A 12621-nucleotide genomic window follows, 5' to 3' on the forward strand; every position below is an offset into this window, starting at 1 on the left:
TGTAATCAATTTTATATTCTGCCTCCTCACCCTGCCATACCCCGCAGGAGTAAAGCAGAGGTCTGAGGTTTCAAACGAATGTTTTATATTCGTATCATGGTGCAAACAAACCTCCTGCAAACTCCCATTGATTACCTGAAAGGAGTAGGTCCGAACCGGGCTGATCTTTTGCGGCAGGAATTGGGTATTCATACCTACCAGGATCTGCTGAACCTCTTTCCAAACAGGTACCTCGATCGCACCCGTTACTATAAGATCAATGAATTGCAACGCAATAATGCAGAGGTTCAGGTCATAGGAAGGGTAGTACACCTTAAAACGGTGGAACACAAGGGCAAAAAGCGCCTTGTAGCCACCTTAAGGGATGAGACCGGAGAAATGGAATTGGTTTGGTTCCGGGCTCACAAATGGATTCGGGAAAGCCTTAAGATCAATCAGCCCTATGTGATTTTCGGTAAAACCAATTGGTTTAACGGGTTTTCCATGGCACATCCCGATATGGAGCTCCTTGAAGACCATAAGAGAAGTTTACAATCGGGCATGCAGCCTGTTTATCCGTCCACAGAGAAGCTTGCCAACAAGGGAATTACCAACAGGGTGATCAACAAACTCCTCCAGCAACTCTTCAGGGAAACGCGAGGGCGATTTTACGAAACCCTTCCCTCCGATCTTTTGGCAGAACTCAAACTAATGCCCAAGAGCGAGGCGATGATCAACATACATTTCCCCAGAAATGGCGAATTGCTGGCAAGAGCCCAATACCGGCTAAAGTTTGAGGAGCTCTTTTATATTCAATTGCAGCTAATCGCCAGGAACCTGAGCAATAAGAAGAAGATCAAGGGACTGCCCTTTGAGGAGGTAGGCGAACACTTTAAGAATTTTTATAATGACCACCTCCCCTTTGAACTCACCAACGCTCAAAAAAGGGTGATACGCGAAATCAGGAACGACCTGGGAAGCCATGCTCAAATGAACCGGTTACTTCAGGGAGATGTAGGGTCGGGAAAAACCATTGTCGCCCTAATGAGCATGCTTCTGGCAGTCGACAATAACTATCAGGCTTGCCTGGTGGCACCTACCGAGATCCTGGCACAACAGCATTATAACGGACTGTCGGCGTTGCTGGAAGGTTTGCACATCGGGATCAGGCTCCTTACCGGCTCTACATCCAGGGCAGACCGAAAGGAGATCCACGATGGATTGAAAAGCGGAAGCCTTCATATTCTTGTCGGTACCCATGCGGTGCTGGAGGACAAGGTGAAGTTTAAAAATCTCGGTCTTGCCATCATAGATGAACAACACCGTTTCGGGGTAGCACAGCGCTCCAAGTTATGGCATAAAAATCATACCCCTCCACACATCCTTGTCATGACAGCCACCCCTATACCCAGGACCCTGGCCATGAGCCTGTACGGAGACCTGGACATTTCTGTGATAGACGAACTTCCCCCCGGCCGTAAACCTATTAAAACCGTGCACAGATATGACGCCAACCGGCTAAAGGTTTTCGCCTTTATCAGAGATGAGATCAAAAAAGGAAGGCAGATCTATGTGGTCTATCCCCTGATTGAAGAATCGGAGAAACTGGATTACAAGGATCTCATGGACGGCTACGCCAGTATAGAAAGGGAATTCCCCAGGCCGGACTACCAGATCTCTGTTGTGCACGGCCGGATGAAAGCAGAAGATAAAGATTATGAAATGGACCGGTTCCTCAGAGGAGAAACCCAGATCATGATCGCTACTACTGTGATCGAAGTAGGGGTAAATGTACCTAACGCATCTGTTATGATTATCGAAAGTGCAGAGCGGTTCGGATTATCTCAGTTGCACCAGCTAAGGGGACGTGTTGGCCGGGGTGCAGAGCAGAGCTTTTGCATCCTGATGACGGGCCACAAATTATCGAACGACAGCAAAACGCGCCTGGAAACCATGTGTGCCACCAATGATGGCTTTGAAATCGCGGAAGTTGACCTCAGGTTGCGAGGCCCCGGAGACCTGATGGGCACCCAGCAAAGCGGTGTTCTTAACCTTAAGGTAGCCGATATCGTGAAAGACAATGAGATCCTTAAAGCGGCACGTTACTACGCTATCAGAACCCTTAAGGACGATCCGGGACTTAAGCAGGAAAAAAACAGACCTGTAGCCTATACTTACCAGCAGATGGCCAAACATAAAAATATCTGGACCTACATTTCCTGACACATGATAACTATCCTGATTCCAGCCATTTAAATCTGTACGCTGTCTCGTGAGCCACTCACCTGCCGGAATAGTTTGGAAATCCACCTTACAAACACCTTCGGTAAGGGGGTAAATTATAGCTGTATTATTATCTTTGCCCAGCATCTATAATCAAAAGCATGAAAATTTCATACAACTGGTTAAAACAATTCATTAATACGGATCTCGAGGTTGAAAAAGCCGGAGAGCTACTCACAGATCTTGGTTTGGAAGTTGAGGGTATCGAGCCCTTTGAATCTGTAAAAGGAGGATTAAAGGGTATCGTTGTTGGTCACGTTACCGAATGTGAACAGCATCCAAATGCAGATCGCCTCAAACTAACCAAGGTGGACCTGGGAAATGGATCACCCGTACAAATCGTATGTGGAGCCCCTAATGTTGCAAAGGGCCAAAAGGTACCCGTAGCAACCGTTGGCACTACACTATACGATAAGGATGGTGCGCCCTGGGAGATCAAAAAAGGTAAGATTCGGGGAGAGGTTTCCATGGGTATGATCTGCGCGGAAGATGAACTTGGGCTAGGTGAAAGTCATGATGGCATAATGGTTCTGGACGAAACTCTTGCCCCGGGAACACCTTGTGCAGACTTATTTAAGGTGGAAAACGATCAGGTTTTCGAGATCGGACTTACCCCAAACCGGGCAGATGCCATGAGTCATTATGGGGTGGCCAGAGACCTCAGAGCAGGTTTGCTTCAACAGGGGAAGCACTTGGAACTCATTACGCCATCCGTGAGCAGTTTTCATGTAGACAACCGTACCCTTCGTGTAGATGTTGAGGTAAAAGACAAAAAACTGTGTCCGCGGTATTGTGGATTAACCATTACAGGAGTTCGGGTTTCTGAATCCCCGGAATGGCTTAAGAACCGACTGCTGGCCATAGGTATCGCACCCAAAAATAATGTGGTTGATGTTACCAATTACGTGCTTCACGAATTGGGACAGCCTTTACACGCCTTCGATGCAGCCAAGATCGACGGCAATAAAATTGAGGTAAAAACTCTGGAGGAGGGTACTAAATTCGTCACTCTTGATGAGGTTGAGCGGGAATTAAGTGCCGAAGACCTCATGATATGCGATAAGAGCAAACCCCTGTGTATTGCCGGGGTGTTTGGAGGACTGCATTCGGGAGTTACCGAATCTACCAATCAGGTTTTCCTGGAAAGTGCATATTTCGATCCGGTATCTGTAAGGAAAACGGCCAAACGCCATGGATTAAATACAGATGCTTCCTTCCGGTTTGAAAGAGGAATCGACATCAACCTTACCAAATACTCCCTGCTGCGGGCGGCACTTTTGATTAAGGAAGTAGCCGGTGGCAATATTTCCAGCGATGTGGAGGATATCTATCCTGTGAAGTTTGAAGATTTCCAGGTATTTCTGACTTTTGACAAGATTCATAACCTGATCGGTCAGGAGATCCCCACAGAAACCATCAAGGCTATTCTAACCTCACTGGAGATCAAGATCAATAACGTAACAGAATCCGGGATCGGACTCACCATACCTTCTTACCGCGTAGATGTTCAGCGCGAGGTAGACGTGATCGAGGAAATCCTTAGGGTTTACGGTTACAACAATGTGGAGGCTAGCCAGAAATTTAATGCTTCGGTGGCCCCGACATCGCGATTCGAAGATCATAAAATAAGCAATATTGCAGGTGACCTTCTGGCTTCCAGAGGTTTTTACGAGATCATGGCCAATTCCCTGACCTCTCCAAAATACGGAGAATTAACAGACACCATCAGGGAAGAACACCAGGTAAAGATCATCAATCCGCTAAGCAATGAATTGTCGGTTTTACGCCAGAACATGCTTTTTAGCGGCCTTGAAGCTCTTAGCTACAACATCAACAGAAGAAATGGCGATATCAAACTTTTTGAGTTCGGTAAAACCTATGACCGGTTCGAAGACAAAAGGAAAGAAACAAAACATCTTACCATGTTCGTTACCGGAGAACAGCACCGGGAAAGCTGGAATGTGAAATCCGGTCCTTCCGATTTTTTCTATCTCAAAGGCACCATTGAGCTTCTGTTGGAGAGGTTAGGCATTTCCGGACTAAAAAGTAAACCCGCTAAGGAGGATTACCTGAGTGAAGGCCTCTCCTACCACGCAGGAAAAATTCCGGTGGTAAGTTTTGGACTGGTAAGTAAAAAGATCCTTAAGGCTACAGAGATCAAACAAAACGTACTTTACGCTTCTTTGAACTGGGATAACATCCTGATGCTGATCAGTAGAAAACAGGTGCTTTTTGAAGACATTCCTAAATTTCCGGAAGTAAGAAGAGACCTGGCCTTACTGATCGATGATTCGGTGAGTTTTAATGACCTGTATCAAACCGCCATGCAATCGGAAAGAAAATTACTTAAAGAAGTTCATCTCTTTGATGTGTACCAGGGCAAAAACCTTCCGGAAGGCAAAAAGTCGTATGCATTAAGTTTTATTCTCCGCGACGATGTAAAAACCCTGAATGACAAACAAATTGACAAGGTCATGCAAAAACTGCAAAACAGTTTTGAAAAGCAGTTTAACGCCAGCCTGAGATAATATCCAATAAGGGCCCGGCCTGTTCCGGGTCCTTAATTGTTTATGTTAAATTCTTACCATCCTCACCTAATTTTAACAATTACAGCACGCATTCCTCTGTAACACTCTTGTAACCAAGCTTCTATTTCCTTATTTTTGAGAAGCTATGAAAACGGTTAAATAAATCAGAGATGTTGAAAAAGACGAATGTAGAGGAAAAGTTGCGCGCTTACCGCGATCGCATCAATGCAGAGAAGAACATCCTTCACCAGGTACAATCCATCCTTAGAAAAGAACAGGAAAAAGAGGTCCTTATTGTTAATGAGTTAACCGAAGGGAAAGACGAAAATTTTAACAATTTTACGATCTCTAAACTGGATGTAGACCGGGTATACCACCTGGATCATATTAAAAAGATCTGTATCGATTACCGCCTCCGGTTTCTGGCCAGCAGGTATTTTAAAGGAAAAATACCACCCGAGGCGCTCATTGAAATCAAATCCCTGGAAAAGCAACACCAGACCCAGCTAAAAGGTTTTAAGATCATTGCGCCTTCTAAGTTATTCAAACTGGAGAATGCAGACGATCCCTTACTGTTCGCTCCCATTGGAAACGGATACTATTACCTGGTACACAAGTGGGGAGGTGATTTACACCCTATGCGTAAATTCCTGGTCATGCCATTTCGCAATTTAACAAATCTTATCATCACGGTCCTCATGGTCAGTTGGGTATGCACGAAAATGATGCCTCTAGGGCTGTTTACCGGGGAGGATGATGCAGGCAGCTTCTGGCTGCTTTATATGTTTATGTTCAAGATGATTGGTAGTATTGTTATCTTTTACGGTTTTGCCCTTGGGAAAAATTTCAATACCCATATCTGGAACAGTAAATACTTTAATGCCTGATCGTCTGGTAAATTCGAAAACTTTTAAAAAACAATCTATGACAACCGATTCATATACTCACCTGTTCACAGGAAACCAGGTTCAGGTCATGTTACTCATGGAGGAACTAAAGAAATTTGATATTATTCCGGTAACCCGAAATGAATCTGAATCGGGCCGACTGGCCGGGTTTGCCCCTCCTGTATTTAATCAGATCCAGGTTTTTATTCACAAAGATGAAATGGATAAAAGCAGGGCGGTTCTGGATAATTTACAGCATGAACTGGACAATATACAACGGGAAGACTCTGAGGAAGAGACCCGATAGCAACAATAGAAAAAGCCTGACTCTTAAAAGGGTCAGGCTTCTTTATAATGCTATAAATTAAGTATAATACAGGCTATACCTCTACTGCGTACATTTTATCTCTTTGCTCCCTGATCCCTTTATCCGTCATGTAATCATCGAAGGTAAGGTAACGGTCGATTGCTCCTTTTGGAGTGAGCTCTATAATCCTGTTTGCAACGGTTTGAGCAAACTCGTGATCATGAGTTGTCAATAATACCGTACCCGGATATTTCTTAAGGGAGTTGTTGAACGCTGTAATACTTTCAAGATCCAGGTGGTTCGTGGGCTCATCCAGCATCAGTACGTTTGCCCTTAGCATCATCATCCTGCTTAACATACAGCGAACCTTTTCACCTCCGGATAATACCCGGCATTTTTTAAGAGCCTCTTCTCCACTAAACAACATTTTCCCTAAAAATCCCCGAATATACACTTCTTCACGCTCCTCTTCGGTTTTGGCCCACTGACGCAACCAATCCACAAGATTGAGATCATTATCGAAAAAGTCAGAGTTGTCCACCGGAAGGTAGGCCTGGTTGGTGGTCACCCCCCACTGGAAGGTTCCCGCATCGGCCTTCATATTCCCGTTGACGATCTCATAGAAAGCAGTTGTCGCCCTGGAATCCCTGGAGATCACAGCTACCTTGTCTCCTTTAGCCAGGTTTATATTTACATTGCTGAATAATGGCTCTCCATCACTAGAAGCTGCTAATCCCTCTACATTCAGGATCTGGTCTCCTGCTTCCCTTTCACGATCAAAGATAAGTGCCGGGTACCTTCTGCTTGATGGCTTAATATCCTCCACTTTCAGCTTTTCCAGCATTTTCTTTCTTGAAGTTGCCTGCTTACTCTTGGCCACGTTAGCAGAGAATCGCATGATAAACTCCTGCAATTCCTTCGCCTTTTCCTCGGCCTTCTTATTCTGTTGGGCACGTTGTCTGGCCGCCAGCTGACTGCTTTCGTACCAGAACGTGTAATTACCACTGAACATATTGATCTTTCCGAAATCAATATCCGCTATATTGGTACATACGGCATCCAGAAAGTGACGGTCGTGAGACACAACAATTACTGTGTTGTCGTAGTTGGCCAGAAAGTTCTCCAGCCAGTTGATGGTTTCAAAATCCAGGTCGTTCGTAGGCTCGTCCATGATCAAGACGTCCGGATTTCCGAATAAGGCCTGGGCCAGAAGCACACGAACCTTTAATTTATTGTCCAGATCTTTCATCTGGGTGTAATGCAGATCTTCTGAAATTCCGAGGTTCGACAACAGCGCTGCAGCATCACTATCTGCATTCCAGCCATTCATCTCCTCGTAGGCCACCTGCAATTCACCAATGCGATCGGCTTTGGCATCATCATAATCTGCATACAGGGCATCCATTTCCTGCTTTATGGCAAACAGGGGCTTATTACCTCGTAGCACAGTTTCCAGTACAGGGTATTCATCATACGCATAGTGATCCTGCTCCAGGACAGACATCCTTTTACCAGGCTCCAGATGCACATGTCCGCTGGTAGCGTCCTGTTTCCCGGATAATATTTTTAGAAATGTGGATTTCCCGGCACCGTTGGCACCGATGATTCCGTAGCAGTTACCCTGGGTAAAATTTACGTTGACTTCATCAAAAAGCACACGCTTACCAAATTGAACGGAAAGGTTTGATACTGATAACATTAAGTTCCCTCTTTTAAATTATGCCGCAAAAGTAAGAAATAATGAACACATAATACAGGGAGAGCAAAGCCTAAAAAAGTCTTATTTAACTAGGCCTTAACATCAGGAATTAGGAAGCTTTTATAGATTTGTTATAATGAGGGAAAAAGGAGACAACTCCCGGAAAATTTGAACAGAACTCTGAATTCATGAAGAAATTTTTACTGGTACTTGTAGGTCTTCTGATGTACAGCTGCGATCAGGCAGATCCGGTCACCTATTTTGGTGGAGAAATCGTCAATCCAAAAGATGACTACGTGTATCTGTTCTACGAAGAAGTACAGTTGGATTCAGCAAGTCTGGACGACCAAAACCGGTTTCATTTTAGCCTTAATAATCCTGAAGAAGGAGTTTACAAATTCTTTCACGGACGGGAATACCAGTATATTCTTCTGGAAGCGCAGGACAGCCTGATGCTTCGTCTCAACACCATGGAGTTTGACGAGTCCCTGATTTTCTCCGGTATAGGTTCGGAAAAGAACAATTTTATGATCGATATGTTCTTGCTCAAAGAAGATGAGAAGAATCTGGTCGACAACTTTTACAAGGCCTCCCCGGAAATCTTCGTCAAAAAGCTGGACTCCATGAGGGCTATGAAGGTCGTCGAATACGAGGAACTGCTTTCCGAGACCGATCTTTCGCCCCTGGCTAAACACGTAACCAAGGCTACCATCGACTTCCCGTACTACACCAACAAAGAGTATTATACCGACATGCACAAATACTGGCTGGGATTAAAGGAGAAACCGGAACTGCCGGAATCTTTTTACAACCATCGCATGCAGGTAGACATTAACGATAAGTCCCTGGCACACCTGGAAGCTTATTCAAATTATGTAAATGCATATCTTGACAGATTAACCAAGGATAATTGCAGAGGAGCGTGTCAAATTGGAGGAAAATGGAGCCCCTATCACTACGGTACACATAAACTTCACCTGGTAGACAGCCTGATCTCCCTCGGTAATCTCCGTTCGAAACTCTTCGAAACTACCGCATTCAAATATTTTCAGTACGACCATCAGGAAGAAACCAATAAGAAATTCATCACCCTTTACAAAAAACTTACATCCGGTAATTCGTCTGCAGATATAGACATGGTATACCAGGCTGTTAACAACCTGCGCAAGGGCGCTACCTTTCCTGTTCTTGAGCTCTACGATAAAAAAGGTGAGAAACACCGGCTTGATTCTTCCTGGTACGATCAGAAAACGGTATTCTACACCTGGCATTCCGACCGTAAAATGCTGGCCAGGGAAAAGATCCAGCATATGACTGAAATGGCCTCCAAATATCCCGAATTTCAGTTCATCGGTATCAATCTTGATCCGGACCATCAGACCTGGCTAAACACCATGAATGAACTTGGTGTAAGCGATAAAAACCAGCTCAGAGCACCGGATATGGAATATATAGTAAAGCGGTTTGCCTACCTGCGACTTAACCGAATGGTTGTTGTGGACAAGGATGGAAAAGTTATCGAAGGATTCGGAAACATCTATAATTTCGCTCCTATAGAATATAATAAGGTGGCATCGAAATTAACCGAATCCCTGCCGGAATTATAAAGCGTTAAACATTTATTCAGTTATATTTTTTCATTAAAAAAGCCTGTACAAATTGTACAGGCTTTTCTATATCATGTGAGGTCTGCAAATTTAAATTTTGCAGCTGCTCTTAATTTCCCTTTTTATGATCTGCAAGGAATTGAGCCAGCCCAGAATCTGTTAACGGATGCTTCAGAAGTCCGGTAATGGCCGATAAAGGTCCTGTCATTACATCAGCTCCTATCCTCGCGCACTCAATCACGTGCATGGTGTGCCTAACGGAGGCGGCAAGGATCTCTGTTTCAAAACCATAATTATCATAAATGGTTCTAATATCCTGAATCAACGCCAGACCGTCAGTAGAGATATCATCAAGCCTTCCGATAAATGGAGACACATAGGTAGCCCCTGCTTTGGCAGCCAAAAGGGCCTGCCCGGAAGAAAATACCAGCGTACAGTTGGTTCTGATACCCTGATCTGAAAAATATTTAATAGCTTTAATTCCATCCTTGATCATCGGAACTTTAACCACGATCTGCTCATGAAGTTCTGCAAGCTCCTCACCTTCCCTGATAATACCTTCATAGTCGGTAGCGATCACTTCTGCAGAAACGTCACCTTCAACCAGGTTACAAATATCCACGTAGTGCTTTAAAATATTATTTCTGCCGGTGATCCCTTCTTTTGCCATCAGGGATGGGTTTGTAGTTACCCCGTCCAGTACTCCAAGAGCCTCTGCTTCCTGGATTTGCGCAAGGTTTGCCGTATCGATAAAAAATTTCATAGGTTAACTTATAAGGAGTTATGATAATTATAAACTTGTGCCGTTTGAACCTTCAAATGGCCCGGCAAAGTTATAATTTATAATGGTTAAGCAGTAATTTATTGAAAACTTTATCCGGTAAAACCTGTTTTAATTTTACCGACATCTTCTCCATAAAGGCTCCTGCCTTGTAATGCAGCTTCCTGTTCTTTTTCTCAATAATGCGTTCCACCTTTTTGCCAATAAGGGAAGGGTCTGCAGAGTCCGCCATTTGCTCATTGATCACCTTCATGACTCGTCCGTAGTGTTTTTTGTAATCTGAAGTATCCAGAACCGGAGAGTGATAACGTCCATGTGCAATATTGGTATTGAAATCACCCGGGGCAATATTGCAGATATCAATTCCCATATGGTACAATTCCATCTGCATACTTTCTGAAACCAGGCTCAGAGCTCCTTTGGTGGCACTGTACACCCCTCTGTAGGGCAATCCCATGTAACCGGCAATGGAAGTGATATTAATGATAAGACCCTTCCTGTGTGCCCTCATATAGGGCAATACTGCCTTCATCATATGAATCGGACCGTAAAAATTAGTATCAAAAGCCCTTCGTATCTCTGCTGTGGGAGTTTCTTCCAGTGGACCGGTAATACCCACGCCTGCATTGTTGATCAGTACGTCTATACGTCCCTCTTTTTCCTGAATCTCATGCGCTACAGCTATGGCATTTTCAGGATCAGTTACATCGAGTTTTAATAAAGGAAAAGGAAGTGAGTGACCTGAAAACTGCTCCGGATTTCTGCTGGTACCATATACGATGTATCCCCTGGAAACCAGGTGTGTTCCAATCGCCTTTCCGATACCTGACGAACCGCCCGTTATAAGTACAACTTTAGACATTTTTACTCAGGGTAGACAGAGTTAATTTAATCGGGAAGAAATAAAAAAAAACGGCAAGCTACCTACATCGCACCGCTGCGACCACATACCCTTGCTGCGTTCCCGCCCTGGGGGATTCTGCAGGAGCTGGTCGTGTAGGACTTGCCGGGTGCAAATATACAAACTCTTGTAGCTTTCACAATAATTTTACCATGTAAATTTTATTAAATACCTTGCCCTGAAAAAGCAACAATCCCCATGTTTACACATAAAATAATAGCCCTCAGTCTCTTATCAGTCCTCGCCTTAGGATGCGGGGGCGATAAAACAAATGCTAAAAAATTATTCAGCCTTAACGTAAATGCAGCTGACAAGAAAATCAACTATGGCGAAGAGGTAAACATCGCGCTTCAAAACCTTAAAAATCTGGAGATCGATTCGGTACAATATTTTCTGAATGATCAAAGAGTTTCCCCTGAGAACAACAAGATAGTGGTTACGCCCCCAAAGTTGGGAGAGCAATCACTTAAGGCTGCGATTTATATGGATGAAGAGCGTCTGGAAATTGAAACCGACTTCCTGGTGCTGGCCGAAAACCCTCCGCAACTGTTCACCTATGAGATTCTGAATACCTTTCCCCATCAGAAAGATGCGTTTACCCAGGGGTTTGAATTTCACGAAAACAACCTCTATGAGGGCACGGGCAGAAAAGGATTGTCCAGTCTCAGGCAGCTCAATCTGGAAACCGGAGAGGTCATTCGCAAGGCAGACCTGAATCCGAATTATTTCGGAGAAGGCATTACTATCATGAACGGGAAGATCTACCAACTAACCTGGAAGTCAGGAACAGGGTTCATTTATGACCTGGGAAGTTTTGAAAAAACAGGGAGTTTTAAATACGGAAAAAGTAAGGAAGGATGGGGCCTCACCAACGATGGCATCTCGCTTTACATGAGTGATGGTACAGATAAGATCTGGATACTTGACCCGGAAACCCTGAAGGAAACCAACCACATTCAGATCGTTACCAATACTTCCGTTTTTAATAAGGCCAACGAGCTGGAATATGTTGATGGCAAGATCTACGCCAATGTCTGGCTTAAAGACAGTGCCATGATCATTGATGCTAAAACCGGTGCCATCACCGGGGTTATCGATTTTCGGGGTTTAAAGGATAAGGTCACTCAACACGATGAACTCGATGTGTTAAACGGAATTGCATACCATCCCGAACGCAAAACTTTTTTTGTTACCGGTAAAAACTGGGACAAAATCTTTGAAGTAAATATCATTCCTAAAACCCCATGAAAATATATGAGTATGTCATAACAGTGGGACGGGAAGATATTGACGAATTGGAGCATGTGAATAATGTTCGTTATGTACAATGGGTTCAGGATGCTGCCGAAGCCCACTGGAATGCCCTTGCTACCGATGAGATGAAGGCCCGGTATATATGGATGGTATTAAGTCACCAGATCAGCTATAAAGGTCAGGCCTTTGAACAGGACCGGATTCGCATCAAAACGTATGTCACCCACTCGGAAGGGGTTACCTCCCGAAGGGTAGTGGAAATGTACCAGGAACCTTCCAACCGGCTGCTTGTAAAGGCGCAAACCGATTGGTGTTTGTTAGGTAAAGAAAGTAAACGCCCCGCTCGTCTTACGGAGGCTTTAATAGAATTATTTCAGTAAGCCGGATGGATTACA

General features: G+C 44.3%; 10 protein-coding genes and 1 other RNA gene. 7 read left to right on the plus strand and 4 right to left on the minus strand.

The window, feature by feature from the left end; translation table 11 throughout:
* Positions 1 to 96: 96 nt before the first annotated feature.
* The 4 genes from recG to K7R11_RS10555 all read left to right on the plus strand — a co-directional run bounded on the left by recG (position 97) and on the right by K7R11_RS10555 (position 5984).
* Positions 97 to 2202, plus strand: a complete 2106-nt coding sequence (gene recG, locus K7R11_RS10540) for an ATP-dependent DNA helicase RecG (protein WP_262899807.1) — start codon at positions 97 to 99, stop codon at positions 2200 to 2202.
* Positions 2203 to 2363: 161 nt separating this feature from the next.
* Positions 2364 to 4790, plus strand: a complete 2427-nt coding sequence (gene pheT / locus K7R11_RS10545) for a phenylalanine--tRNA ligase subunit beta (RefSeq protein WP_224490579.1) — start codon at positions 2364 to 2366, stop codon at positions 4788 to 4790.
* Positions 4791 to 4960: 170 nt separating this feature from the next.
* Positions 4961 to 5677, plus strand: coding sequence for a hypothetical protein (locus tag K7R11_RS10550; protein WP_224490581.1), 717 nt, complete (start codon positions 4961 to 4963; stop codon positions 5675 to 5677).
* A 37-nt stretch (positions 5678 to 5714) separates the two neighbouring features.
* Complete coding sequence (locus tag K7R11_RS10555; protein ID WP_224490583.1) at positions 5715 to 5984, plus strand: DUF2007 domain-containing protein; 270 nt, start codon at positions 5715 to 5717, stop codon at positions 5982 to 5984.
* A 73-nt stretch (positions 5985 to 6057) separates the two neighbouring features.
* Here the strand turns inward: K7R11_RS10555 and K7R11_RS10560 are convergent, their stop codons facing one another.
* Positions 6058 to 7683 carry an ABC-F family ATP-binding cassette domain-containing protein gene (locus tag K7R11_RS10560; RefSeq protein WP_224490586.1) on the minus strand — a complete coding sequence of 542 codons (1626 nt, stop codon included), beginning with the start codon at positions 7681 to 7683 and terminating at the stop codon, positions 6058 to 6060.
* A 188-nt stretch (positions 7684 to 7871) separates the two neighbouring features.
* Between K7R11_RS10560 and K7R11_RS10565 the strand changes: the two genes are divergently transcribed.
* Positions 7872 to 9290: a TlpA family protein disulfide reductase gene (locus K7R11_RS10565; RefSeq protein WP_224490588.1), complete on the plus strand. Its 1419-nt coding sequence runs from the start codon at positions 7872 to 7874 to the stop codon at positions 9288 to 9290.
* 109 nt (positions 9291 to 9399) lie between these two features.
* Here the strand turns inward: K7R11_RS10565 and fsa are convergent, their stop codons facing one another.
* The 3 genes from fsa to ffs form a co-directional block, all read right to left on the minus strand.
* Entirely contained in the window at positions 9400 to 10053 is a 654-nt protein-coding gene (gene fsa / locus K7R11_RS10570) for a fructose-6-phosphate aldolase (RefSeq protein WP_224490590.1), read from the minus strand.
* Between the two features lie 70 nt (positions 10054 to 10123).
* Positions 10124 to 10933 carry an SDR family oxidoreductase gene (locus K7R11_RS10575; RefSeq protein WP_224490592.1) on the minus strand — a complete coding sequence of 270 codons (810 nt, stop codon included), beginning with the start codon at positions 10931 to 10933 and terminating at the stop codon, positions 10124 to 10126.
* A gap of 48 nt (positions 10934 to 10981) precedes the next feature.
* Positions 10982 to 11080, minus strand: an RNA gene (gene ffs / locus K7R11_RS10580) — signal recognition particle sRNA small type.
* Between the two features lie 90 nt (positions 11081 to 11170).
* Here ffs and K7R11_RS10585 point away from each other — a divergent pair.
* Both K7R11_RS10585 and K7R11_RS10590 read left to right on the plus strand, forming a co-directional pair.
* Positions 11171 to 12220 (plus strand): glutaminyl-peptide cyclotransferase, encoded by a 1050-nt coding sequence (locus tag K7R11_RS10585; RefSeq protein ID WP_224490593.1) that lies wholly within the window; start codon positions 11171 to 11173, stop codon positions 12218 to 12220.
* Positions 12217 to 12606, plus strand: a complete 390-nt coding sequence (locus K7R11_RS10590; protein WP_224490595.1) for an acyl-CoA thioesterase — start codon at positions 12217 to 12219, stop codon at positions 12604 to 12606. The genes K7R11_RS10585 and K7R11_RS10590 overlap by 4 nt, the downstream gene beginning before the upstream one ends.
* The last annotated feature ends 15 nt before the right edge of the window (positions 12607 to 12621 follow it).

This window comes from Robertkochia flava (assembly GCF_020166515.1).
GTDB classification, from domain to species: domain Bacteria; phylum Bacteroidota; class Bacteroidia; order Flavobacteriales; family Flavobacteriaceae; genus Robertkochia; species Robertkochia flava.